This window comes from Actinomycetospora sp. C-140 (assembly GCF_054796175.1).
In genome coordinates this window covers 146,460-169,376 of the sequence record NZ_JBTWNF010000005.1, presented here as the reverse complement: position 1 = coordinate 169,376, position 22,917 = coordinate 146,460, and the positions used below count along the sequence as shown (strand labels likewise).

At 75.2% G+C, this 22,917-nt stretch carries 23 protein-coding genes; 13 read left to right on the top strand and 10 right to left on the bottom strand.

All coding sequences use genetic code 11. The features are described from left to right. The first annotated feature begins 15 nt into the window (after positions 1-15). The 6 genes from ACR9E3_RS10740 (at position 16) to ACR9E3_RS10715 (ending at position 7,000) form a co-directional block, all read left to right on the top strand. Positions 16-1,431, top strand: coding sequence for a WS/DGAT/MGAT family O-acyltransferase (locus tag ACR9E3_RS10740; RefSeq protein ID WP_460380222.1), 1,416 nt, complete (start codon positions 16-18; stop codon positions 1,429-1,431). A gap of 58 nt (positions 1,432-1,489) precedes the next feature. After that, a complete protein-coding gene (locus ACR9E3_RS10735; RefSeq protein ID WP_460380221.1) occupies positions 1,490-2,446 on the top strand; it encodes a patatin-like phospholipase family protein in 957 nt (318 codons plus the stop codon). Further along, complete coding sequence (locus tag ACR9E3_RS10730; RefSeq protein ID WP_460380220.1) at positions 2,443-2,946, top strand: DUF6912 family protein; 504 nt, start codon at positions 2,443-2,445, stop codon at positions 2,944-2,946. Before ACR9E3_RS10735 ends, ACR9E3_RS10730 begins: the two co-directional genes overlap by 4 nt. A gap of 278 nt (positions 2,947-3,224) precedes the next feature. After that, positions 3,225-3,770: a hypothetical protein gene (locus ACR9E3_RS10725; protein WP_460380219.1), complete on the top strand. Its 546-nt coding sequence runs from the start codon at positions 3,225-3,227 to the stop codon at positions 3,768-3,770. A 55-nt stretch (positions 3,771-3,825) separates the two neighbouring features. Then, the gene (locus ACR9E3_RS10720) at positions 3,826-6,063 is read left to right on the top strand and encodes an HNH endonuclease signature motif containing protein (protein ID WP_460380218.1); all 2,238 of its coding nucleotides are present in this window, start codon (positions 3,826-3,828) and stop codon (positions 6,061-6,063) included. 52 nt (positions 6,064-6,115) lie between these two features. Then, positions 6,116-7,000: an AAA family ATPase gene (locus ACR9E3_RS10715; protein ID WP_460380217.1), complete on the top strand. Its 885-nt coding sequence runs from the start codon at positions 6,116-6,118 to the stop codon at positions 6,998-7,000. Here the strand turns inward: ACR9E3_RS10715 and ACR9E3_RS10710 are convergent. From ACR9E3_RS10710 to ACR9E3_RS10700, 3 genes are all read right to left on the bottom strand, one after another. Continuing rightward, entirely contained in the window at positions 6,892-8,376 is a 1,485-nt protein-coding gene (locus ACR9E3_RS10710; protein WP_460380216.1) for a flavin-containing monooxygenase, read from the bottom strand. The genes ACR9E3_RS10715 and ACR9E3_RS10710 overlap by 109 nt on opposite strands. An 82-nt stretch (positions 8,377-8,458) precedes the next feature. Next, positions 8,459-9,418: a DUF5710 domain-containing protein gene (locus tag ACR9E3_RS10705; RefSeq protein WP_460380215.1), complete on the bottom strand. Its 960-nt coding sequence runs from the start codon at positions 9,416-9,418 to the stop codon at positions 8,459-8,461. Positions 9,419-9,476: 58 nt separating this feature from the next. Next, positions 9,477-10,844 (bottom strand): FAD-binding domain-containing protein, encoded by a 1,368-nt coding sequence (locus ACR9E3_RS10700; RefSeq protein WP_460380214.1) that lies wholly within the window; start codon positions 10,842-10,844, stop codon positions 9,477-9,479. 37 nt (positions 10,845-10,881) lie between these two features. Between ACR9E3_RS10700 and ACR9E3_RS10695 the strand changes: the two genes are divergently transcribed. Genes ACR9E3_RS10695 through ACR9E3_RS10685 form a run of 3 tightly spaced genes read left to right on the top strand, consistent with a single transcriptional unit; the run spans position 10,882 to position 12,201 of the window. After that, positions 10,882-11,481 carry a nucleoside/nucleotide kinase family protein gene (locus tag ACR9E3_RS10695; protein WP_460380213.1) on the top strand — a complete coding sequence of 200 codons (600 nt, stop codon included), beginning with the start codon at positions 10,882-10,884 and terminating at the stop codon, positions 11,479-11,481. Between the two features lie 31 nt (positions 11,482-11,512). Beyond that, positions 11,513-11,995 carry a DUF2975 domain-containing protein gene (locus ACR9E3_RS10690; RefSeq protein ID WP_460380212.1) on the top strand — a complete coding sequence of 161 codons (483 nt, stop codon included), beginning with the start codon at positions 11,513-11,515 and terminating at the stop codon, positions 11,993-11,995. After that, positions 11,995-12,201 carry a helix-turn-helix domain-containing protein gene (locus ACR9E3_RS10685; protein ID WP_460380211.1) on the top strand — a complete coding sequence of 69 codons (207 nt, stop codon included), beginning with the start codon at positions 11,995-11,997 and terminating at the stop codon, positions 12,199-12,201. The genes ACR9E3_RS10690 and ACR9E3_RS10685 overlap by 1 nt, the downstream gene beginning before the upstream one ends. Here the strand turns inward: ACR9E3_RS10685 and ACR9E3_RS10680 are convergent. From ACR9E3_RS10680 to aroA, 4 genes are all read right to left on the bottom strand, one after another. Next, on the bottom strand, positions 12,165-13,232 hold the full coding sequence (locus ACR9E3_RS10680) for a cation diffusion facilitator family transporter (RefSeq protein ID WP_460380210.1): 1,068 nt from the start codon (positions 13,230-13,232) through the stop codon (positions 12,165-12,167). The two genes, ACR9E3_RS10685 and ACR9E3_RS10680, sit on opposite strands and share 37 nt — an antisense overlap. 29 nt (positions 13,233-13,261) lie before the next feature. Next, positions 13,262-14,275 (bottom strand): cation diffusion facilitator family transporter, encoded by a 1,014-nt coding sequence (locus ACR9E3_RS10675; RefSeq protein ID WP_460380408.1) that lies wholly within the window; start codon positions 14,273-14,275, stop codon positions 13,262-13,264. Between the two features lie 186 nt (positions 14,276-14,461). Continuing rightward, positions 14,462-15,493, bottom strand: coding sequence for a ribosome small subunit-dependent GTPase A (gene rsgA, locus ACR9E3_RS10670; RefSeq protein WP_460380209.1), 1,032 nt, complete (start codon positions 15,491-15,493; stop codon positions 14,462-14,464). A 13-nt stretch (positions 15,494-15,506) separates the two neighbouring features. Then, entirely contained in the window at positions 15,507-16,820 is a 1,314-nt protein-coding gene (aroA, locus tag ACR9E3_RS10665; RefSeq protein ID WP_460380208.1) for a 3-phosphoshikimate 1-carboxyvinyltransferase, read from the bottom strand. A 59-nt stretch (positions 16,821-16,879) separates the two neighbouring features. Here aroA and ACR9E3_RS10660 point away from each other — a divergent pair, with 59 nt between their 5' ends. Together ACR9E3_RS10660 and ACR9E3_RS10655 are read left to right on the top strand one after the other, a co-directional pair. Next, on the top strand, positions 16,880-17,656 hold the full coding sequence (locus tag ACR9E3_RS10660) for an SOS response-associated peptidase (RefSeq protein WP_460380207.1): 777 nt from the start codon (positions 16,880-16,882) through the stop codon (positions 17,654-17,656). Next, positions 17,653-18,303, top strand: a complete 651-nt coding sequence (locus tag ACR9E3_RS10655) for an alpha/beta hydrolase family protein (RefSeq protein WP_460380206.1) — start codon at positions 17,653-17,655, stop codon at positions 18,301-18,303. Before ACR9E3_RS10660 ends, ACR9E3_RS10655 begins: the two co-directional genes overlap by 4 nt. A gap of 3 nt (positions 18,304-18,306) precedes the next feature. Here the strand turns inward: ACR9E3_RS10655 and ACR9E3_RS10650 are convergent, their stop codons facing one another. Continuing rightward, positions 18,307-18,885 carry a TetR family transcriptional regulator gene (locus tag ACR9E3_RS10650; protein ID WP_460380205.1) on the bottom strand — a complete coding sequence of 193 codons (579 nt, stop codon included), beginning with the start codon at positions 18,883-18,885 and terminating at the stop codon, positions 18,307-18,309. Between the two features lie 82 nt (positions 18,886-18,967). Here ACR9E3_RS10650 and ACR9E3_RS10645 point away from each other — a divergent pair, with 82 nt between their 5' ends. Further along, the gene (locus ACR9E3_RS10645; protein ID WP_460380204.1) at positions 18,968-20,002 is read left to right on the top strand and encodes an NAD(P)-dependent alcohol dehydrogenase; all 1,035 of its coding nucleotides are present in this window, start codon (positions 18,968-18,970) and stop codon (positions 20,000-20,002) included. Here the strand turns inward: ACR9E3_RS10645 and ACR9E3_RS10640 are convergent, their stop codons facing one another. Beyond that, positions 20,003-20,953, bottom strand: coding sequence for a helix-turn-helix transcriptional regulator (locus ACR9E3_RS10640; RefSeq protein ID WP_460380203.1), 951 nt, complete (start codon positions 20,951-20,953; stop codon positions 20,003-20,005). 63 nt (positions 20,954-21,016) lie between these two features. On the opposite strand from ACR9E3_RS10640, the gene ACR9E3_RS10635 reads away from it, so the two are divergent. Continuing rightward, positions 21,017-22,147, top strand: coding sequence for an epoxide hydrolase family protein (locus tag ACR9E3_RS10635; RefSeq protein ID WP_460380202.1), 1,131 nt, complete (start codon positions 21,017-21,019; stop codon positions 22,145-22,147). On the opposite strand, the gene ybaK is transcribed toward ACR9E3_RS10635, so the two are convergent. After that, positions 22,131-22,610 carry a Cys-tRNA(Pro) deacylase gene (gene ybaK, locus ACR9E3_RS10630; protein WP_460380407.1) on the bottom strand — a complete coding sequence of 160 codons (480 nt, stop codon included), beginning with the start codon at positions 22,608-22,610 and terminating at the stop codon, positions 22,131-22,133. The genes ACR9E3_RS10635 and ybaK overlap by 17 nt on opposite strands. Between the last annotated feature and the right edge of the window lie 307 nt (positions 22,611-22,917).

Below are 22,917 nucleotides of genomic sequence, written 5' to 3'. Positions count from 1 at the left end.
GCGACGATCGCGCCCATGCCGGACCGCCTGTCGGCGCTGGACGCCTCCTTCCTCTACATGGACCAGCCGACGACCCCGATGCACGTGGGGAGCGTGTCCGTCTTCCGCAAACCGCGGAACGGCTTCGACTACGACGGCCTCGTCGACCTCATCTCCAGCCGCATCGGGCTGGTCCCCCGCTACCGTCAGAAGATCCGCGAGGTCCCCGGCCGCATGGCCCGGCCGGTGTGGATCGACGACGTCGACTTCGACGTCACCTACCACGTCCGCCGGTCCGCGCTGCCCGCGCCGGGCACCGAACGGGCGCTGTGCGAGCTCGTCGCCCGGCTGATGTCCCGCCCGCTCGACCACACCCGCCCGCTGTGGGAGATGTACCTGGTCGACGGCCTGTCCGGCGGTCGGGTCGCGCTCGTCACGAAGACCCACCAGGCGATGGTCGACGGGGTCGCGTCGATCGACATCGGCCAGGTCGTGCTCGACGACACCGCCTCCGGGGCCCCGGCGAACGAGGAGGAGTGGATCGCCCGCCAGGAGCCGTCCGCCTGGCGTCTGGTCTACGACGCCGTGGGCGAGGCGGTGGCGCGGCCGGGCAACGCCGTCGAGGCGGCCCGCGACGCCGTGCGCGACGCGGCCGACACCGTCACCAAGGTCGCGGGCGTTGCCGGCGGGTTGTTCTCCGCCGTGCGCACCGCGGTGCGCCCCGCTCCGGTGAGCCCGCTCAACGTGCCCATCTCCACCCAGCGGCGCTTCTCGATGGCCCGCACCGACCTCGAGGACTACCGCGCGGTGCGGCGCGCCCACGGCGGGACGATCAACGACGTCGTGCTGGCCGTGATCGCCGGGGCGCTGCGCAACTGGCTGCTCTCCCGCGGGGCGTCGGTGTCCCCGACGACGACGATGCGCGCGATGGTGCCGCTGTCGGTGCGCGGGGACGCCGAGACGACGGGCTCGCTCGCCGGCGCCGGGCTGCTCGGCAACCAGATCGCGTCGTTCCTCGTCGACCTGCCCGTCGGCGAGCCGAACCCCGTCCTGCGGATGCACCACGTGTCCCACGCGATGCGCGAGCACCAGGAGTCGGGCCAGTCGGTGGGGGCGAACGCGCTGGTGCGGGTCGGCGGGTTCGCGCCCCCGACGCTGCACGCGCTGGGCGCCCGGGCGGCGAACGGGTTCGCCCGCCGGCTGTTCAACCTCGTCGTCTCCAACGTCCCCGGCCCGCAGCACGCCCTCTACGCGGCCGGCGCGAAGATGCTCGAGATGTACCCCGTCGTGCCGCTGGCGAAGGGGCAGTCGCTCGCCGTGGGGCTGACGTCGTACGACGGCGGGGTGTTCTACGGCTTCAACGCCGACCGCGACTCGATGGCCGACGTCGACGAGCTCGGCGAGCTCGTCGCGGAGTCGCTGGCGGAGCTGCGCGCGACGGTGCCGCGGTGACACCGGGAGACGGAGCGAGGCGGAGCTCGACGCGGCGATCCGTCCTCGTGGGGGCGGCGTGACCTTCGGTCTCGTCCTCGGGACGGGCGGGCAGCTGGGCTACGCCTGGACCGTCGCGGCGCTGACCACCTGGGAGCAGGCGACGGGCCGCGACGCGCGGGAGGCCGACGTGCTGGTCGGGACGTCGGCGGGCTCGGTCGTCGCGGCGGCCCTGGCCAGCGGGGTCCCGACGTCCGACATGCTCGCCGGGCTGCTCGACCCGCCGCCGGCGCCGCCCCGCCCGCGGGGTGCGCCGCGCTCCACCGCCCGTCGCGGGCTGCCGCCGATGCCGCGGGTCGGACCCGGGTCGATGCGGCTGCTCGGCGAGATCGCCCGGCGGCCCCGCCGCTTCCCGCCGCTGGCGTTCGGGGCAGCGCTCCTGCCGACCGGGCGCGGCGACACCACCGGCCTGCGCCGGTGGGCGACGAAGTGGGCGAGCGAGACCTGGCCCGAGCACCCGCAGGTGCGGATCGTGGCGATGGACTACGACACCGGCGCCCGCGTGCCCTTCGGTCGTCCCGGCGCGCCGCCCGCGTCGATGGCCGAGGCGGCGACGGCGTCGTGCGCGGTGCCGGGATGGTTCTCGCCGGTGGAGATCGCCGGGCACCGCTACGTCGACGGCGGGGTCTGCTCGGCGACGTCGGCGGACCTGCTGCTCGACCCCGACATGCCCCGCGTGGACGAGGCGCTCGTCCTCGTACCCCTGGCCCGGACGGGGCCGACGCCGGCGGTGTGGTCGGATCCCGTCGCGGCCACCGACGGGTGGCTGCGCGGGCTGATCGGAGGGCGTTCCGGCCACGAGGTCACACGGGTGCGGGAGGCCGGCGTCGCCGTCACCGAACACGCCCCGGACCCCGAGGACCGGGCCGTGACCGGCTGGAACGTCATGGACCCCCGCAAGCAGGCCGAGGTCGCCGAGGTCGCCCTGCGGACGACGGCGGCCCGCTGGCGGCGGGAGAGAACGGGAGAGCGGTGAGGATCTACGTCCCGGCCACCGTGGCCGGTCTGCGCAGGCTGCTCGACACCGAGCAGCTGCAGCCCCTGTCGGGCACCGCGTTCGCGCTCACTCCGCGATTGCGCGAGGCGTACGTCGCGGGCGACGACGAGGAGCTCGAGTACGTGGCGATGTCCGAGGCGGCCCGGGCCTCGTTGCGCCTGCTCGCGACCGAGCTGGCCGACGATCCCGGGGCCCCGCCGCGCCGCGCGGTCGTCAGCGCGGACGTCGACGACGTGACGCTGCGTCCCGACCTCGACGACGCCGTCGTGCGGGTCGGCGGCCCGGTGCCGATGTCGCGCCTGGCCGCGGTCCACCTCGACCTGGAGGAGGCGGGCGACGCGGTGCGGGCGGCCGCGGCCGTGGTGGACGCGGCCGACCTCGGCGACCCCGACGCCGAGTTCACGCTCGGCGAGGCCGAGGACCACGAGCTCGCCTGGTACGGCGTGCAGGAACTGCCGTTCGTGCTGGAGCTCCTGTAGTCGGGTCTCATACCTGAGGGGGAGACGGATCCGGTCCCGCGGACCGATTCGGATGTCGGACGGTGTCCCTAGCGTCGTCGGACATGAGCCACGCGCCGATCTCCGTCCCGCCGGCCGCCGACCTTCCGCGCGCCCCGGGCCCGCGGACGACCGGTGACGCCGACGGCGAGCCCACCCGTGGGGTTGGTGAGCGGGGCGGTGGTGAGCGTGCCTTTCGTGGCCGGGACCGGGGTGACCGTGCCCGGGGTGACCGTGTCCGGGATGAACGTCGGGGTGACGTGCGGGCCCGTGTCCGGTGCCCGCGGGACGCCGGGCGTCGCCTGGCGTACGGCCTCGGGTTGCTCCCGGCCGCGGCCGGCGAGCTGGTCGGGGTCGCGGTGAGCGGTCCGCCGGGCGGGGTCGACACCGCCCGCCGCCACCTCGCGTGCGGGGGCGTCACGTCGGCTCTCGACGATCGCACCTCCGGGGCGCGGGTCCTGGTCCACGGTGTGCTGGGCACGGTCCTGGGCGGGCTCTTCTGGTGGCTGGTCTGGATGGCACTGCTGGCCACCGCGCGCGGTCCGTTCTACGGGCTCGTCGTCGCGGGGCCGTACGACGACGCCTGGGGCGGCCCGAACCTCGTGGGCGCGTGGGCCGCGCACGCGTGGGTGTGGGTCGGGACGCTGGTGGTGCTCGCGCTGGTCTGGTGGGCGCTGGGCGCCCTGCACATCCGTCTCACCGAGCACCTGCTCGGCGGTCGCCGCCGTGCCTGGGTCGTGCCGGTGACGGTGCCGGTGGTCCTGGGCTCCGGGCTGCTCGTCGCGGCGTGGGCGCAGCAGATCTGAGGGGGTTCTCAGGAACGCCGTCGGGCTGTCGGGGGTCGGCGCTAGAGTCGAACACGTGTTCGACACGACGTTCCAGGAGGTGCCGGCGGGGCTCGAGGAGACCCCCGCCGGCGCCGCGCTGGGCGCCGTCCTCGAGCGGCTCGACCCCGAGCGCGTCAGCCCGTACGACACGATGCGCCTGCTGGCCGCGCAGCGCCGCCAGCTGGCCCACCAGCAGGCCCGGTTCCACGTCTGCGCCCGCGAGGCCGCGCTCGCCGACCCGTCGGAGCCCGGCGGCCGCGCCGAGCGGGCCGACCAGGAGGGCGACGAGCTGCGGCTCGTACTCACGGCCTCGCGCACCGCGGTGTCCCGGATCCTCGATCTCGCCGACGCCGCCGCCCGTCACCCGGAGCTGGGCGCGGCCTGGGAGTCCGGGGAGATCGACGAGCAACGGGTGGCGATCCTGGTGCGCTGGACCGCGGCCCTCTCCGCGGAGCACGCCGCCGCGGTGATCGACCGCCTGGTCGGCGAGGCCGGCGGGCTGACGCCATCCCGCCTGATCGACCGCATCCAGGCGCTGGCCAAGCACCTCGACGCGGAGTGGGCGGAGAAGCTCTACCGGGCGCACCGTCGCCAGCGCCGGGTCGTGGCCCGCTGCACGGACGCCGGCACCGTCAACCTCTCCGCGCTCGACCTGCCGTTCGAGGGCGGTGTCCGTTCCGCCCGGCGACTCAACGCTCTCGCCGCCCGGGCCCAGGCGGCGGGCCGGACGGGACTGATCGACACCATCCGCGCCGACGTCATCCTCGCCGCGTTCCACCCCGACAACGAGGGCGCGACCGACGCCGAGCTCGTGGCGGCCGTCGTCGCGATGGCCGAGGACGACGACCCCCAGCCTCGCCGCACGCCCGACCCCGCCGACGCGTCCCCGGAGGAACCGCCCGCCGAGAGCACGGGCGCGGACGACACGGCTGGCGATGGGGCGGCCGGTGACCCCTCGGCCGGTGACCCCTCGGCCGGTGACGGGGCGACCGGTGACGGGGCGGCCGGAGACGACGCAGCAGGTGAGGCCGCGGCCGGTGACGACGCGGTCGGTGACGACGCGGTCGGTGGCGACGCGGCCGGTGACGAGCCCGGTGACGATGAGCCGGCTGGGGCGGTCCGGACGGGTTCCGGCGAGACCGGTGATCCCGGTACGGCGGGCCGGCGGCGGCCAACGCGGCAGTCGCGGTTCGAGCTCCGGGTGGGGCTGGGCACGCTGCTCGAGCTCGACGAGCGGCCCGCGCGCATGCCGGGGTGGGGTGTGATCACCGCAGGGGTGGCCCGCGAGCTCGCCGCGGCGTACGGCGACGCCGAGTGGCGGGTCGCGGTGAGCGACGACGAGGGTGTGCTCGTCGCCGCGCTGGTGACCCGCCGCCGTCCCTCGTCCACGAGCACGACGCCGCAGGAGCCCGCCGTCCCGGGCGCTCCGCGACCCGTGGTCGAGCTCCACGCCACCGAGGCCTTCCTCGACTCCCTCCATCCCGCCGATCACCCGGAGTGGGCGCGACTGCTCGTCGACCTGAAGCACCAGCTCGCCCAGTGGCGCGCCGCCCGCGCCGAGGACGACGCCGCCCGTGAGGCCGAGGAACGCGCCGCCCGGGAGGCCGAGGGACAGGGGCGGAGAGAGCCGGCGGCTCGTCGTGACATGCGGCCCGATCCGTTCGCGGGGCCGCTGGACGCCCTCCGGTGGTCGCAAGAGGCGGTGCGCCGGCGGGCACGGGCGCGGGAGGCGCTCGCCCGCTTCCCGTCCGCCGCGCTGCGGCGATGGGTCACGTCGCGCGATCGGTCGTGCGTGTTCCCCACCTGTGGGACCTCGGCTCTCGAGGCGGAGATCGACCACACCCTCGCGGTCATGGATCGCGGGCTCACGGTCGACAGGAACCTCGGCCCCGCCTGCGGCCATGACCACGATCTCAAGGATCAGGGCTGGACGCTGACCCAGCCGCGCCCGGGCTGGTTCCTCTGGCTCAGCCCGACCGGCCACACGTACGAACGACCACCCCGGCCGGTCTTGGACGATCTTCCCGACTGCGCCCCGCCGGCCGTGCGCTCGAGCACGGAGCCGGACGAGTACGCGACCGACGGCCCGGTCTGGGCCACCGAACCCCGGCGTCACCGAAAGCCGTCGGGCAGTGCCACATCGCAGGGCACAGCCCCACCGCCAAGCGGAGCCCCACCGCCGGGTCCCGGGACGTCGCCCGGTGCCGCCACGCCCCAGGAACGTCCACCGGGCCGGCCGCCGCCGGACGACCCGGACCCGCCACCCTTCTGACACTCGCTCCCGGCCGGGAAGTCGGCTCGACCGGCCCTGCGACGCTGGTGAGGTGCCCGAGCTCATCGTGGTCACCGGGCCGCCGGGGGCCGGCAAGTCGACGGTCGCGCGGCTGCTCTCGGCCCGGTACCCGCTCAGCGCGCTGGTGGCGGGCGACGCGGTCTTCGCCTTCCTCGACCAGGGTTACCGCGCGCCCTGGACACGCGAGGCCCACCAGCAGAACACGGTCACGATCGAGGCGGCCGCCGCGGCCGCCGGTCGGTTCGTCCTCGGCGGCTACACGGTGGTGTTCGACGGCATCGTCGGCCCCTGGTTCCTCGACGAGTTCCTGGCGGCCAGCGGGCTGGCGGCGCTCCGCTACGCGGTGCTGCTGCCCGACGTCGACACCTGCGTCCGGCGGGTGCTCGGCCGCACCGGACACCCGTTCGCCGACGTCGACGCGACCCGTCACATGCACGGCGAGTTCGCCCGCTCCGCGCTCGATCCACGCCACCTGGTCTCAGGCACGACCCCGCCACGGACCCCGAGAGCGAGTCCGGAGCGGCCGCCGTCGCGGCCCGGATCCACGCCGTGGTCACGGGCGGCGGACTCACGTTCTCCGGGACGGAGCGTCAGACGCCGCCGGGGTGAGGGAACCGGCGACGGCGACCACGGCGACCACGGCGGCGACGGCGAGCACAACGACGACAGCGACGACAGCGCCGGCCCGGCTCGGGCGCGACGCGGAGGTGACCGGCCTCAGCGGGCCGCGGAGTCCTGCACGTCCACGGGACCGGGTCACCGACACGGATCCACCCGGCACGCCCGAGCCCAGGGCGACCCCGCGCCTCACGCGTACCGCAGCGATCCGTCCTCCAGATCGACGTCGGGCAGGACGTGCTGTTCCTCGTCGTGCTCGAGCATGTGGTTCCACGGTGGGCGGTCGCCCTGGCGGTAGAGCAGGTGCAGGGAGCGCGTGATGTAGCCGGGGTTGAAGTTCGCCGGGTCCGACCACGGCAGCAGCGCCATGTCGGCGTCCTGGGCGCGCAGGGTCGGGGTCACCGTCGTCGCACCGCGCTCGCGCAGGTGGGCGAGCAGGCGACAGACGACGTCGGCGACCAGATCGACCCGCAGCGTCCAGCTGTGCCGCAGGTAGCCGAACACGTAGGCCATGTTCGGCACCCCGGAGAGCATCAGCCCGCGCCAGGTGACGCGGTCGGCGACGTCGACCGGCTCGCCGTCCACGCTCAGGGCGACGTCGCCGAACACCACGAGGTTGAAGCCGGTGGCGCTCACGACGACGTCGGCCGGCAGCTCCTCGCCGGAGCGCAGCCGGATCCCGTGCTCGGTGAAGGTCTCGACGGTGTCGGTGACGATCGAGGCCTTCTTCTCGCGCAGGGCGGTGAAGAAGTCGCCGTCCGGGACGATGCAGACCCGCTGCTGCCACGGCCGGTAGCGCGGCGTGAGGTGCTGCTCGACGTCGAAGTTCTCCGGGAGCACGGGCCGCACGTTCTCGAGCAGGTAGTCGTGCACGAGCTGCGGGTCCTCCAGCGCCGTGCGCGCCAGCCACTGGGTCTGGCCGACGAACTGGCGGCGCAGGATCTCCGAGGTCCACGCGCGGGGGACGTCGAGGGCCTCGAGCGTCGTCCCGAGCTCGGTGACCGTCGGCTTCGCGATGTAGTACGACGGCGAGCGCTGCAGCATCGTCACGTGCGCGGCCTGCTCGGCGATCGCCGGGATGAGTGTCGCGGCGGTCGACCCCGAGCCGATGACCACCACCCGCCGCCCGGTGAGGTCGAGGTCGTCGGGCCAGGTCATCGAGTGGACGATCCGACCGGCGAAGCGCTCGGTGCCCGGCCACTCGGGTCGGTAGGGGTCGCCGTGGCGGTAGTAGCCCGCGCACATCCAGAGGAAGTCGGTCGTGAAGCGCAGGTCCTCGCCCGTGTCGTCGCGGGTGACGTCGACGGACCAGGTCCGGTCCGCGCTCGACCAGGACGCCGCGGTCACGCGGTGCCGGGGGCGGAGGTGCGGGCCGAGGCCGTCCTCGGCGACGACCTCGTCCAGGTAGCGGAGGATCTTGTCGCCGGACGCGATCGACGGGCCATGCCAGGGCTTGAACCGGTAGGCGTAGGTGTAGAGGTCGCTGTCGGAGCGCACGCCCGGGAAGCGCTGGGTCCACCAGGTGCCGCCGTGATGCTCCTGGGCGTCGAGCACGGCGAACGTGCGGTCGGGGAAGCGCTCGCGGAGGTGGTGCGCGGCCCCGATCCCGGACACACCGGCTCCGACGATCAGGACGTCGACGTGCCCGGCATCGCTCCTGCTCCCGTCGCGCATGGCGCGGACCTCCTGTCGCCACGCCCAATGTAAGAAGGCCCGCGGCACCGCACCATGGCCGCCCAGGACGGAAAGGCGCCGGTCAGAGGTCCCGCGTCCACGTGCCGAGTCGGCGGGCGACGGCGTAGAGCTCGTCGATCTCGTCGTCGGCGAGCTCGGTGGGCAGCCCGGTGATCCGGCGGGGCAGGTTCGCCGGCGTCGCGACCAGCACGCCCTGCGGCCGCTCCCGGCCCGGCGCGACGGCCACGGACGCGGCGACCACCGCGAGTGCCGCGGTGACGGGTGGGACCCCGCCGCCGTCCCGTGCAACGGCGAGCAGCCGACCGACCCGTTCGGCCTCCGCCCGTGCGCGCGGCACGACGTCGACGACCTCGCCGTCGACGGTCAGCCGGTCGTCCTCGACGGACACCGCGCCGGCCAGGTGCAGGACCTCGACGGTGACCACCCCCGGCGGCCCGACCAGCACGTGGTCGAGATCGCGCCGCGGGCTCGCCGGGACCCCGTGCAGGACGCGCCACGGCGGGCGGCGCCGGGTGAGCCGCTCCCACCGGCCGGGTTCCGTGAGTCGGCGCAGAGCCTCGGCCAGCCGGGCCTGCGCCGGGGCGGTCCTGGGGTGGCCGGCGCCGGCCTGGAAGGCGGCGGGACGGGCGGTGCGGGCGGCCTCTGGCCTGATCACCGGAGCTGAGGACTCGTCGGACTCGCTGGTCCCGGTAGGGGGCTCGGCGGTCTCGGCGGTCTCGGCGGTCTCGGCTGGCTCGGCTGGCTCGGCTGGCTCGGCGGCGGACCCCGCTGGCTCGGTGGCGGACCCGCCTGGCTCGGTCGCGGGCCGCGCAGCACCAGCCACCGGACCGTCCGCAGCGCCGGCAGCCGGCACACCGTCGGCCGGCGTCCGGGACGCCGGGAGCCAGCGCGCGAGCTCGGGCACGCCCGGCCGCGGCGCGTACCAGCGTCGGGCCCGCCAGTCCCACCGCGCCCCGGCGGCCTTGGCGTCGTCCTTCTCCGCGAACGGCACGTCGAGCCACGGCTGCTGCTCCCGCACCATGGCGACCCCCTCCGGACCCGCCAGCAGCCTCGCACGTCCCCCCGACACCGAAGAGGGGTCAGCTCGCGACCGGCACCGGCCCGTCGGGCTGGGCGGGCATGCCCTTGCGCCACGCCGTCCACGACTGCATCCGCCCGGAGCGCGGCCGGAAGAGCCAGGGCCACGGGTGGACGACCGCGGGCGCGAGCTCCTCGCGGAGACGCCGGAACCCCGGCACCGGCGCGAACGTCACCGCGAGGCGGCGCCCGGCGAGCTCGTCGGCGACGCGCCCGCGGCGGATCTCCACGGGGCGGCGGGTCCCGAGATCGGCGAGGGTCTCGGTGAGGAAGACCAGGCGCTTGCCGGAGAGCATCAGGCGGCGCAGCAGCGGCTCGTCGAAGCAGAAGACCGCGGGCGCGTCCGGGTGCGCCGCCAGGGCGGGGTCCGCGTCGCCCAGCGACTCCGCGGTCAGCCACACGGCGTCGACCCCGCCCGAGCCGTCCCCGCCCGAGCCGTCCCCGCCCGAGCCGTCCCCGCCCGAGCCGTCCCCGCCCGAGCCGTCCCCGCCCGAGCCGTCCCCGCCCGAGCCGTCCTCCCCGGAGCCGACCATTGGCGAGGTCGGTCCCGCGGTCACGTCCGGGTCGGGGTCCCCGCGCAGCAGGTCGGAGACCGTGACGCGGGTGGTGCGCTGGTCGGGCGGCCAGCCCTGCACCGGGCAGGCGTCGCGCAGCGCGCACTCGCGGCAGAGCTGGGGCGCCCGCTTCTGGACCTGCCAGCGCGAGAAGCCGTACGCCTTGCCCGAGCCGGCGCCGGTCGTCCACTGCCAATTGAGGCGGTTGGCGGCGCGGGAGCCGTCGAGGAGGTGGGTGAAGAACTCCTCCTCGCCGTCGCGCCACCGCGCCCCGGCCCGGACGGTCCACTGGCTCGCCAGCCACATCCGCGTCTGGTTCACCAGCCACCCGTCGGTGTGCAGCTCGTCCACCGTCGCGTCCATGCAGCGCATGTCCCGCGGCCACGGCTCGTCCCACGGCTCCGCCGGCTGTGGCGGCGTCGCCCGCAGCTCCTCGCGCAGGGCCGGGTGCCCGTCGCGGCCGAAGCGGGCGTAGAGGTGGCGGGTGAACTCCTGCCAGGCCAGCTCGTCGCGGTACTTGCGGCGGTCGTTCGACGGCGCGTCCGCGACGTGCGTCCAGAGCGTGGGCAGGTCCACGAGGTTGTGGCGGATGTAGGGCGACATCCGCGACGCCCCACGGCGCTCGACCGGCCACACCTCGTTGCGCCGCCCCGCGTACCGGGTGATGTCGAGCGCGGCGAGCGCGGCGTCGGCAGCGGTCTGCCCGCCGCGGAAGGACGGGGACGCGGCCGGGGTGTCGCAGGCGAGGTCGGCGAGGTGCTCCCGCACGAACGCGACCGCGGCGTCAGGGCCCGGACCGGGCAGGGGGAGCTCCACCGACCGGGCGTACCCGCTCGTGGGCGATAGTGCGCACATGACCGACCCCGACATCGCGCACCTCCTCGCCGCCGCCCGCGCCGACGGGCGCCGGCGGCTCCTGGGCGTCGTCGGCGGGCCCGGGGCGGGCAAGTCCACGCTCGTCGCGGCGCTCGCCGGGCCGGAGGTGGCCGTCGTCGGGATGGACGGCTGGCACCTCGCGAACTCCGTGCTCGACCGGCTCGGGCGCCGTGAGCGCAAGGGCGCCCCGGACACGTTCGACGCCGCGGGCTACGTCGCCTTCCTCGAACGCGCCCGGTCCCGCGCGGCGGCCGTGTGGGCCCCGGAGTTCCGCCGCGAGATCGAGGAGCCGGTCGCGGGCGCGCTCGAGGTTCCGCCGGATGCGCTCGTCCTGGTCACCGAGGGCAACTACCTGCTGATGGACGACCCTCCGTGGGACGGCGTGCGGGCGCTGCTCGACGAGGTGTGGTTCCTCGCCCCGGACGAGGACGAGCGCCGCGCACGGCTCGTCGCGCGCCACGAGCGTCACGGCCGCAGCCACGCCGAGGCCGTCGCCCGGGCCGACGGCAGCGACGCCGCCAACGCCCGGATGATCGCCGCCACCGCCCATCGTGCCGACCGGGTCATCAGCTATTGATTGTCGATAGGAAACGCGCGATCCTCGATACATGCTGAGGGTCGAACGCGTGGTGCTGCCGCTGCGGGTCTGCCTGGTCGTGCTGTTCGCCGTCCTGCTCGTCTTCCAGACGCTGTCGTTCCCGGGCCAGTTCGCGGCGATGGCGCAGGAGTCGCCGCAGTTCGCGCCCCTGCGGTGGCCGATGACCGCGCTCGCGGCGTTCTGGCTGCTCTGCGCCGAGGTGGTGATCGTCGCGACCTGGGCGCTGCTCTCCCGCGTGCGGGCGGACCGGATCTTCACGCCGTCGTCCCTGGTCTGGGTCGACGTCATCGTCGGGGCGATCGCGGCGGCGTGGGTCGTGCTCGTGGGCGTCGCGGTGTGGGTGGCGTCCGTCGCCGACGAGGGCGGCCCGGTCACGCTGTTGCTGTCCGCGCCGGTCCTGGTGGTCGCGGTGGTGGGGCTGCTGATGATCGTCATGCGTGCCCTGCTGCGGGCGGCCACCACCCTGCGCACCGACATGGACGCGGTCATCTGATGCCGATCGTCGTGCGCATCGACGTGCAGCTCGCGCGGCACAAGATGAGCGTGGGGGAGTTCGCCGAGCGCGTCGGGCTCACGCCCGCCAACGTCGCCGTGCTCAAGAACGGGCGGGCGAAGGCGGTGCGCTTCAGCACCCTCGAGGCCATGTGCCGGGTGCTCGGGTGTCAGCCCGGCGACCTCCTGGAGTGGACCGAGGACTGACGGGCGTCGTGCTCGCGCTGCCAGGTGGTCAGCAGGGTGCCGTAGCGCTCGAGCACGGCCGCGCGCATGTCCGGATCGGTCCGCGGCACGGGCTCGATGAAGATCTGGTCGAGGTCGGTGAAGCGCTCGCGCAGCTCGTCGTCGAGCCGCACGCAGGCACGCTCGAGATCGGCGGCCGACAGGGCGTCGACGAAGTCGACCCGCGCGCAGAGCAGGACGCTGTCGGTGCCGGTGAGCATGGACTGCAGGTCGACGACGGCCTCGATCTCCGGGGCGTCGGCGAGGTGGTCGAACACCGCGTGCATGACGCGGGGCTCGGCGGACCGGCCGATCAACAGGTTCTTGTTGGTGCGGCCGAGGGCGTAGGCGACGAAGACGAGCAGCACGCCGATCATCACCGAGGCGATGCCGTCCCACACCGACGAGCCGGTCAGCTGGTGCAGGCCGACGCCGAGCGCGGCGAACACCAGGCCGATCAGCGCGGCGGAGTCCTCGAACAGGACGCTCTTGACCGTCGGGTCGTCGGAGAGCCGCAGGTAGCGGTAGAGCGAGAGCCGCAGCTCCCGCTTCTCCCGCCACACCTGGCGCACTGCCTGCTGCCACGACGTGCCCTCGATGACGAACGACAGCGCCAGCACGGCGTACGCGACCCACGCGTACTGCTCCTCCGCCGGGTCGGGCGCCTGCTCGACGATCGTCTCGATCCCCTCGAGGATCGAGTACGCGGCGCCGGTGACGAACACCGAGACCGCCGCGATCATCGCCCAGAAGAACCGCTCCTTGCCGTACCCGAACGGGTGCGTGCGGTCCGGTCGGCGGCCCGACCGGCGCAGGGCCGTGACGAGGAAGACCTCGGTGGTCGTGTCCGCCACCGAGTGCGCCGCCTCGGCGAGCATCGCCGACGAGCCGGTGAGCAGGCCGGCGATCAGTTTGAGGACGCCGACCAGCACGTTCGAGGCCAGCGCGAGCAGCACCGTGAGCGTGGACTCGCCACCGCCGGAACCGTCCCCGTCGCGGGACCCGTTCGCCACGCCCCGGTCCTACCCCAGAACGCGCCCGCTCACATCACGTCGGAGGTGTGATCAGGCGTGGCGAGGCGGGCGGCGTCGTGCTCGCGCTGCCACTCGGAGAGCAGGTCGCCGTAGCGCTCCAGCACGGCGCGCCGCAGTGCCGGGTCCCCGCGGGGCACCGGCTCGACGAACACGTCGTCGACGTCGTTGAACCGCTCCCGCAGCTCCTCGTCGAGCCGGACACAGACCCGCTCGACGTCGTCGGCGCCGAGCGTGTCGACGACGTCGACGCGGGCGCACACGAGGACGCTGTCGGCGCCGGTGAGCATCGACTTCAGGTCGACGACGGCGACGACCTCCGGCGCGTCGGCGAGGTGGTCGAACACCGCGCGCATGACCCGTGGCTCGGCGGAGCGGCCGACCAGGAGGTGCTTGTTGGTGCGCCCGAGCACGTAGGCGACCCCCGCCAGCAGGAGGCCGATCAGCACCGAGGCGATGCCGTCCCACAGCGACGAGCCGGTGAGCTGGTGCAGGACGACGCCGGCCGCGGCGAGGAGCAGGCCGATCAGCGCGGCGGTGTCCTCGAACAGGACGCTCAGCGACGTGGGGTCGTCGGACAGGCGCAGGTACTGACGGAGCGACAGGCCCAGCTCCCGCTTCTCGCGCCACACCTGACGGACGGCCTGCTGCCACGAGACGCCCTCGATCACGGCTGACAGCCCGAGCACCGCGTAGGCGACCCAGGCGTACTGCTCCTCGGCCGGGTCGGGCGCCTGCTCGACGATCGTGTGGACGCCCTCGTAGATCGAGTACGCGGCTCCGGTGACGAACACCGAGACCGCCGCGAGCATCGACCAGAAGAACCGCTCCTTGCCGTAGCCGAACGGGTGCCGGCGGTCGGGCTTCTTCGCCGAGCGGCGCAGGGCGGTGAACAGGAAGCCCTCGGTCGTGCAGTCCGCCGCGGAGTGCGCGGCCTCGGCCAGCATCGCCGACGACCCGGTGAGCAGGCCCGCGAGGAGCTTGAGCACGCCGACCATCGCGTTCGCCCCGAGCGCCAGGACCACCGTGAGGGTGGACCCGCCCTCGCCGCCGTCCTGCTCCCCGCCCCGGCCCTCGTCGGTCGGGTCGTCCGGGACGCGCGGCCGCTCCGACCTGCTCTCCGCCGGACCGGCCTCCAGGTCGGAACTGCTCGTCGAACCCACCACCTCGCGCCGTCGGACAGGAACGGCGCACCTTACGTCGAACCGACGTCAGGTCTCCCAGGACGGAGTCCGCAGGGCCGTCAGGACCCGTCGCAGTGCCTCCAGCCGGCCGATCGGCAGGCGGCCGGCCGCCACCTCGGCGTCCAGCGCGCACTCCGGGTCGGCCGGGGGCCCGAGGTGGGTGCAGCCGCGCGGGCAGTCCTCGATCGCCGCGGCGAGGTCGCCGAACGCGGCGACGACGTCGTCGGCCGCGATGTGCGCGAGCCCGAACGAGCGGATGCCCGGGGTGTCCACGACCCAGCCCGTGTGGTCCGGCAGGGCCAGCGCCACCGCCGACGTCGAGGTGTGCCGGCCCTTGCCGATCCCCGACACCTCGCCGACGGCCCGGTCGGCGTCCGGCACGAGCACGTTGACCAGCGTCGACTTCCCGACCCCGGAGTGCCCGACGAGCGCCGTGACCCGCCCCTCGACGACCTCGCGCAGCCCCGTCGGGTCCTCGTCGGCGCGGGTCACGACGAGGGGCAGGTCGAGGTCGGCGTAGTTCGCGGCGAACTCGGCCGGGTCGGCGAGGTCGGTCTTCGTCAGGCACAGCACGGGTTCGAGGCCGCCGGCGTAGGCGGCCACGAGCGCCCGGTCGACGAACCCGGTGCGCGGGGTCGGGTCGGCGACCGCGGTGACGATCACGAGGTGGGAGGCGTTGGCGACGACCACCCGCTCGTAGGGATCGGTGTCGTCGGCGGTGCGGCGCAGGACGCTCGTCCGCTCGTCGACCCGCACGATCCGCGCGAGGGCGTCCTCGCCGCCGGAGACGTCGCCGACCAGCCCCACCCGGTCGCCGACGACGACCGGCGTGCGCCCCATCTCCCGCGCCCGCATGGCGACGATCCGGCGCGCGGGGTCGTCGTCGGGCGCGCAGGTCCACCGGCCGCGGTCGACGCCGACGACCATCGCCGTGGTGGCGTCGGCGTGCTCGGGGCGGCGCTTGCTGCGCGGGCGCGTCCCCTTGCCCGGGCGGACGCGGACGTCGGACTCGTCGAGCCGCGAGGTCTCCCCGCGGCCGCCGCGCGCTCCGCTCGGCACCCCGCCGGCTCCTCTAGACCCCGACCCCGGCGCGCACGAGGGCGGGCCAGTCGGTCGCGAAGTCGGGGAGGGTCTTGGTGGTGGCCGCGACGTCGTCGATCGCGACGCCGGGCACGACGAGACCGACGATCGCGCCGGCCGTCGCCATCCGGTGGTCGGCGTACGCGCCCCAGGGCCGGGTGGGCGCGGTGAGGGGCGCCGGCGCGATCTCCAGCCCGTCCGCGGTCTCGGTGACGCGCGCCCCGACGGTGCCGAGCTCGGCGGCCAGGGCGGCCAGGCGGTCGGTCTCGTGACCACGGATGTGGGCGACGCCGCGCAGCCGCGACGTCGCACCGTCCCGCGCCGCGACGGCGGCGAGGGCGGCGACGGTCGGGGTGAGCTCGCTGATCTCGCCGAGGTCGACGTCCACGCCGTCGAGCCGTCCGGGCCCGTCGACCGTGAGCCCGTCCGCGTCGAGGGTCACCCGCGCGCCGAAGGCCTCCAGCACGCGCCGCACCGCGGAGCCGGGCTGGAGGTCGGTGTCCGGCCAGCCCGCGACCGTCACCGTCCCGCCGGTCGCGAGCGCCGCGGCCAGGTAGACCGCCGCCCCCGACAGGTCGGGCTCGACGTCGAGCACGGTCGGCGCCGTGACGGGGCCCGGCGCGACGCGCCACCGGGACGGCTCCTCCGCGACGGTCACGCCGGCCGTCCGCAGCATCGCCACGGTCATCGCCACGTGCGGCAGGGACGGGACCCCGCGCTCGCCGGCGTGGGTGACGGTGACGCCCGCGGCGTAGCGGGCGCCCGAGAGGAGCAGGCCGCTGACGAACTGGCTGGACGCGGACGCGTCGACGCTCACGTCGCCGCCGCGTGGGTGCGGCCCGCCGGCGACGGTCAGCGGCAGCGCCTCGCCGGTGACCTCGACGCCCAGCCCGCGCAGGCCGGCGACGATCCCGCCCATGGGGCGCTCGCGGGCCCGCGGGTCGCCGTCGAGGACGACCTCGCCGTCGGCCAGCGCGGCGAGCGGCGGGACGAAGCGCATCACGGTGCCCGCGAGCCCGCAGTCGACGTGCCCGCCGTGGAAGGTCGCCGGGGCGGTGATCGCCAGGTCGAGCGTGCCGGCCCGTCCGTCGGCCGTCGTCACCGTCGCGCCGAGGGACGCCAGGGCGCCGGCCATCAGCGTCGTGTCCCGCGAGCGGGCCGCGCCGCGGACGTGGCGGGTCACGCCGTCGGCGCCCAGCGCGGCGAGGACCAGCGCGCGGTTCGTCACCGACTTGGAGCCGGGCACCGACACCGTGCCCCGCACGGGCCCGTCGGCCGTCGGTGCCGCCCAGGGCTGATCGCTCATGGGGCCATCTTCTCGCGCTCGGCCCGGGCTGTGTCGGTGCCCGGTGGGATGATGGCGGCATGTGCGGCCGCTACAGCCAGGCCAAGGACCCGGCCACCCTCGCCGAGGAGTTCGACGCCGTCGACGCCACCGACGGCGCGTGGCCCGGGCCCGAGTACAACGTCGCGCCCACCGAGACCGTGATCGGCGTGGTCGACCGGCATCCGCGCGACGGCGACGGCAAGGCCGACCCGCAGCGCCTCGAGCGCAGCCTGCGGGCCATGCGCTGGGGCCTCGTGCCGGGCTGGGCCGACGACCCGAAGGTCGGCAACCGCATGATCAACGCGCGGTCCGACTCGCTGACCAGCAAGCCCGCCTTCCGCCGCGCGGTGAAGGGCCGCCGCTGCCTGCTCCCGGCCGACGGCTGGTTCGAGTGGCAGCGCGACGGGCCCGGCGGGCGCAAGGTGCCGTACTTCATCACGCTGCCCGGCGGGACGTCGCTCGCCTTCGCGGGTCTGTGGGAGACCTGGCGGCCGAAGGACGCCCCGAAGGGCACGTCGCCGCTGATCAGCACCACGGTCGTCACCGTCGACGCCGCGGGGCCGCTCACGGCGATCCACCACCGCATGCCGCTGGTGCTGCCCGCCGAGCGGTGGCGGGCGTGGCTCGACCCGGACAACGACGACCCGACCGACCTCCTCGAGCCCCCGCCGACCGAGCTGCTCACGGCGTTCGAGCTCCGCCAGGTGTCCACCAAGGTCAACAACGTGAAGAACCACGGGCCCGAGCTGATCGAGGAGAGCCACGACGAGCCCGAGCAGCAGGGGCTGGACCTCGACGTCCCCGCCACCCAGTGACGGCCGAGGAGCTCGAGGTCCCGACGCCGCACGGACCCGCCCGCGTGGCGCTGCGGACGCCCGGACGCTGCCTCGGGCTCCTCGTGCTCGGCCACGGCGCCGGCGGGGGGATCGAGGCGCCCGACCTGCTCGCCGCCGCGGCGGCGGCCGGACGCTTCGCGGTGGCCCGCGTCCTGCAGCCCTACCGGGTCGCCGGCCGCAAGGCGCCGGCGCCCGCCGCCCAGCTCGACGAGGCCTGGGCCCGGGTGCTCGCCGCCCTCACCGAGCGCTTCCCGGACACCCCGCAGATCCACGGCGGGCGGTCCTCGGGCGCGCGGGTCGCGTGCCGCGGCGCGGTCGCCGCCGACCCGGCGCCGATCGGGGTGCTGACGCTCGCGTTCCCGCTGCTCGCGCCCGCCCGCAAGGACGGCACGCGCCCCGACCGCGGCCCGGAGATCGACGCCGTCGACGACGCCGGCATCCCGGTGCTCGCGGTGTCGGGGGAGAACGACCGCTTCGGCATCCCGTCCCCGGGGAAGCACCGCGAGGTGGTCACCGTGCGGGGCGACCACTCGCTGAGGGCGAGAGGCCCGATCCGTGACGCCGTCGGGTCGTGGCTGGAGACGCTCGTCCCGGAGCTCCGGAGCCTGTCGGCGGGGCCCGGCTGACGATCAGCGGCCCGGACGGAAGGCCCGGGTCGCGACGGCGTGCAGGGCGGCCCGGCGCCGCGCGTGCTCGTCGTCCGGGTCGGCCGTCGACGCGGCGATCACCGTCGCCGCCGGCGACCAGCTCATCGACAGCGAGATCACCATCGAGTAGACGTCGCGCGGCGCGAGCTCGGGGTCGACCAACCCGTCGGCCTGGGCGGCGCGGACCGCGTCGAGCTTCGCGGCGACGTCCTGCGCGGCCGTCGTGAGCAGGTCGCCCGTGGGCACCCGCTCCAGCCGCGCCCAGGTCGCGAGGAGGATCACCGAGGGCCGCTCGAGGTAGGCGTCGTAGAGCCGCACCGCGTAGCCGGCCAGGTCGGTCGCGTCGAACGGCACGAGGTCGACGATCAGCGACAGGTGCTCGGCGAACACGGCGTCGAACAGCCCGTCCTTCGACGTGAACCACGCGTAGATCTGCGCCTTGTTGGCCTCCGCGGCGTCGGCGATGCGGTCGACGCGCGCCCCCGCGATCCCGAACCGCGAGAACTCCGCGGTCGCGGCGTCGAGCAGGCGGCGCCGGGTCGCCGCACCGTCCTTGGGCACCGCCTCATCATAACCAACTGGTCGGTTACATGTTACGGTCGGAGGTAACCAACCAGTTGGTTCTGACCGAGGAGGTCCGATCGTGCACCAGGTGACCGGATGGGCCGCCGCGACGCCGGGCGCCGCCCCGCAGCCGTGGACCGTCGAGCGGCGCGACCCGCGGCCGCAGGACGTCGTCGTCCGCATCACGCACTGCGGGGTGTGCGCGACCGACCGGCACGCCCTCGCGAGCGGCGACCCCGCCGCCTTCCCGCTGGTCGCGGGCCACGAGATGACCGGGGTCGTCGCGGCCGTGGGCGGCGACGTCGACGATCTCGCCGCGGGCGACCGGGTCGCCGTCGGGAACATCATCGACTCGTGTCGCACGTGCACCGCCTGCCGCGCCGGGCGGGAGAACGACTGCGAGGCGTTCCCGACGCTGACCTACGGCGGCGAGGACCGGGTCTCCGGCGGCGTCACCCAGGGCGGGTTCTCCACCGAGATCGTCGTCGACCGGCACTTCGTCCACGCCCTGCCGGCCGGGCTCGACCCCGCCGGCGCGGCGCCGCTGCTCTGCGCCGGGATCACCACCTGGTCCCCGCTGCGCCGCCTCGGCGCGGGCCCGGGGACGACGGTGGGCGTGGTCGGGGTCGGCGGCCTCGGGCACCTCGCGATCAAGTTCGCCCACGCGCTGGGCGCCGAGACGGTCGCCCTGACCACCAGCGAGGGCAAGGCCGACGCGGCGAAGGCCCTGGGGGCCGACGACGTCGTCGTCACCCGCGACCCCGAGGCGCTGGCCCGCCAGAGGCGGCGCTTCGACCTGCTCCTCGACACGACCGGCCACCCGCTCGACCTCGCGCCCTACCTGGACGCGCTCGCGGTCGACGGGGCCTACGTGCTGGCGGGCATCCCGCCGGCCCGCCTCGACGTCGACCCGATGAGCCTGGTCGTCGGCGAGAAGAAGATCGTCGGGACGGGCAGCGGCGGCGTGCCCGCCACCCGCGAGATGCTCGACGTCGCCGCCGAGCACGGGATCGTCGCCGACGTGGAGGTCGTGACGCCCGACCGTCTCGGTGACGCGCTGGACCGGCTCGGGCGCGGGGACGTGCGGTTCCGGTTCGTCGTGGAGATGCCGTAGTCAGGCGCCCACGGCCCGCCGGTAGCGCTCCCCGAGCGCCCGGACGTGCTCGACCAGCTCCGGCGGGCCGTCGAGGTGGAAGTCGAACGGGAGCATCCCGACGTACGCGGCCACGGTCGCGTGGCTGTCGGCGCCGGTGACCAGGACACAGCGGTGGGCGTCTCGGGGCTCCACGACCCCGACCGCCGGGTTGATCTGCGCGAGCACGTCCGCGGCCGGGGCGTCGACGACCACCCGCGCGTGCACCGACCAGCCGGCGGCCGCGACCTCGCGCAGCACGAGGTCGGTGAGGTCCTCGGGCGGCTCGACCGGCGTGAACCGCCCGCCGCCCGGTGTGCGCAGGGTGAGCCCGTCGACCCGCAGCACCCGCCACGCGGGACCGTCGCGGACCACCACGTACCACCGGCGCTGCCAGCTCACGAGGCGATAGGGCTCGAGCACGCGGGCCGGGGCGTCCGGATCGAGCACCACCCGGATCGCCGTGCGGTCGCGGATGGCGCCGGCCAGGGCGGTGAGCAGGGCCGGGTCGACCTCCGGGTCCGGCGCGTCGGTGGCGGTGTTCTCGGGACCCCGGGTCGTGGCCTCGGCGAGGGCGGACACGGTGCGGCGCAGCCGCGCCGGGAGGATGCGCTCCAGCTTGGTCAGGGCGCGGGCGCTGGTCTCCGCCACACCGGCGAGGCCCGTGGCGGCGCGCAGGCCGATCGCGACGGCCACGGCCTCCTCGTCGTCGAGCAGCAGCGGGGGCAGGGAGGCGCCGACGCCGAGCCGGTAGTGCCCGGCCCGCCCGGTCTCGGCGTCGACGGGGTAGCCGAGCCCGCGGAGACGCGCGACGTCGTGGCGGACGGTCCGGTCGGTGACGCCGAGCCGCGCGGCGAGCTCCGGGCCCGGCCAGTCGGGGCGCGACTGCAGCAGGGACAGCAGGGTCAGCAGCCGGGCGGCGGTGTCGCGCACGGGACGGCATCCTGCCGGAAACGAGGAACGATCCGTACCTGGTTGGTTCCTACCGTTCTCCTCATGAGCAGCACCGAGATCACCCCCTTCACCATCGCCGTCCCGCAGGCCGAGCTCGACGACCTCGCCGACCGCCTCGACCGCACCCGCCTCCCGCGACCCGCGCCGGGCGACGACTGGGACTACGGCACGCCGAACCACTACCTCGCCGCGATGGTCGAGCAGTGGCGCACGACGTTCGACTGGCGTGCCCAGGAGGCGCGGATGAACGCCGTGCCGAACTTCCGCACCGAGATCGACGGCCAGACGATCCACTTCGTGCACGTGCCCTCCGCCGAGGCCGGCGCGACGCCCCTGCTCCTGCTGCACACCTACCCCGGCTCGTTCGCCGAGTTCCTCGACGTCATCGGGCCGCTCACCGACCCGGTGGCGCACGGCGGGCGCGCCGAGGACGCGTTCTCCGTCGTTGCCCCGTCGATGCCCGGCTTCGGCTTCTCGACGCCCGTGGCCGACCGCGGCTGGACGATGGCGCGGGTCGCCCGCACCTACGACACGCTGATGCGCCGGCTCGGCTACGAGCGCTACGGCGCGCACGGCAGCGACGGGGGCGCGCTCGTCGCCCGCGAGCTCGGGCTGCTCGACCCGCCCGGCTTCCTCGGCCTGCACGTCCTGCAGCTGTTCAGCTTCCCCTCGGGCGACCCGGCGGAGTTCGAGCGCCTCGAGCCGTCGGACCACGCCGGCCTGGAGCACATGCAGTGGTTCCAGAAGGTCGGCGGCTACAACCAGATGAACGGCTCGCGCCCGCAGACCGTGGCCGTCGGGCTCGCGGACTCCCCGGTCGCCCAGCTCGCGTACGACGAGCTCTTCGCCTCCTTCGGCAACGGCACGAGCCTCGTCACCGCCGACCAGATCCTCACCCAGGTGTCGTTGTACTGGCTGACCAACACCGCCTCGGGCGCCGTGCGCTACCACTTCGAGGAGGCGCACTCCGGGGTCGAGCCGCGGGTCAGCGCCGCACGGACCGGTGTGCAGGTGTTCGCCGACGACTTCCAGACGATCCGGGTGTTCGCCGAGCGCGACAACACGAACGTCGTGCACTGGAGCCGCCACGACCGCGGCGGCCACTTCGCGGTGCTGGAGGAGCCGGACGCGGTCGTCGCCGACCTGCGGACGTTCTTCAGGGCTGCGAGCTGATCTCGGCCAGCTCGCCCCCGGTGACCGTGGCGAGGTCGTCGGGGGCGAGCTCCAGTTGCAGCCCCCGGCGGCCGGCCGAGCAGTAGACCGTCGCGTGCTCGGCGACCGAGAGGTCGATCACGACGTCCAGCGCCTGGCGGGTGCCCAGCGGGGCGATGCCGCCGACGACGTAGCCGGTGAGCCGCTGGGCGCGGGTGGCGTCGGCCATGACGGCGCGCTTCCCGCCGCGAGCGGCGGCCAGCGCCTTGAGGTCGAGCGTCCCGGCCACCGGCACCATCGCCAGCACCGGTGCGCCGTCCACCTCCGCGACCAGCGTCTTCAGCACCCGGTGCGGGTCGAGGCCGAGGGCGTCGGCGGCCTCGGTGCCGTAGGCGGTCTTCCCCGGGGCCGTGTACGGGTGGGTGCTGTAGACGACGCCGGCCGCGTCCAGCGCGGCCGTCGCCGGGGTCGCGCGACCGGCCACGGGCCGGGAGCCCACCAAACCTCGTCGCGGCCGGCAAGCGGGAATCCCCGACCCTCCTGTCGCGTTCCGTGGATACGCCGCGCGATCACCATGGTCCTCGCGCGGCAGGACGAGGAGAGGTGCGATGCCAACAATGGTGACGGAGCCCGTCAGGGACGTCGGGATCGAGGCCGGGGTGGACCTGGCGTCGCTCGTCCCGGCGACCGGGACGCGGGTGACGTCGTCGGCGATGCGGGGTGGCTCCCCGCGCGGCCGGGTAGTCTCCGCGGGATCCGACGATGTCGCGCTCGCGGTGCGCGAGCGGCGT

Bases quoted from the DNA above. Each gene is read 5' to 3' on its own strand.
- ACR9E3_RS10740 (WP_460380222.1), top strand. From the start codon at position 16: ATGCCGGACCGCCTGTCGGCGCTGGACGCCTCCTTCCTCTACATGGAC.
- ACR9E3_RS10695 (WP_460380213.1), top strand. From the start codon at position 10,882: ATGACCGACCCCGACATCGCGCACCTCCTCGCCGCCGCCCGCGCCGAC.
- ACR9E3_RS10690 (WP_460380212.1), top strand. From the start codon at position 11,513: ATGCTGAGGGTCGAACGCGTGGTGCTGCCGCTGCGGGTCTGCCTGGTC.
- ACR9E3_RS10660 (WP_460380207.1), top strand. From the start codon at position 16,880: ATGTGCGGCCGCTACAGCCAGGCCAAGGACCCGGCCACCCTCGCCGAG.
- ACR9E3_RS10635 (WP_460380202.1), top strand. From the start codon at position 21,017: ATGAGCAGCACCGAGATCACCCCCTTCACCATCGCCGTCCCGCAGGCC.
- ACR9E3_RS10705 (WP_460380215.1), bottom strand. From the start codon at position 9,418: ATGGTGCGGGAGCAGCAGCCGTGGCTCGACGTGCCGTTCGCGGAGAAG.
- ACR9E3_RS10685 (WP_460380211.1), top strand. From the start codon at position 11,995: ATGCCGATCGTCGTGCGCATCGACGTGCAGCTCGCGCGGCACAAGATG.
- aroA (WP_460380208.1), bottom strand. From the start codon at position 16,820: ATGAGCGATCAGCCCTGGGCGGCACCGACGGCCGACGGGCCCGTGCGG.
- ACR9E3_RS10710 (WP_460380216.1), bottom strand. From the start codon at position 8,376: ATGCGCGACGGGAGCAGGAGCGATGCCGGGCACGTCGACGTCCTGATC.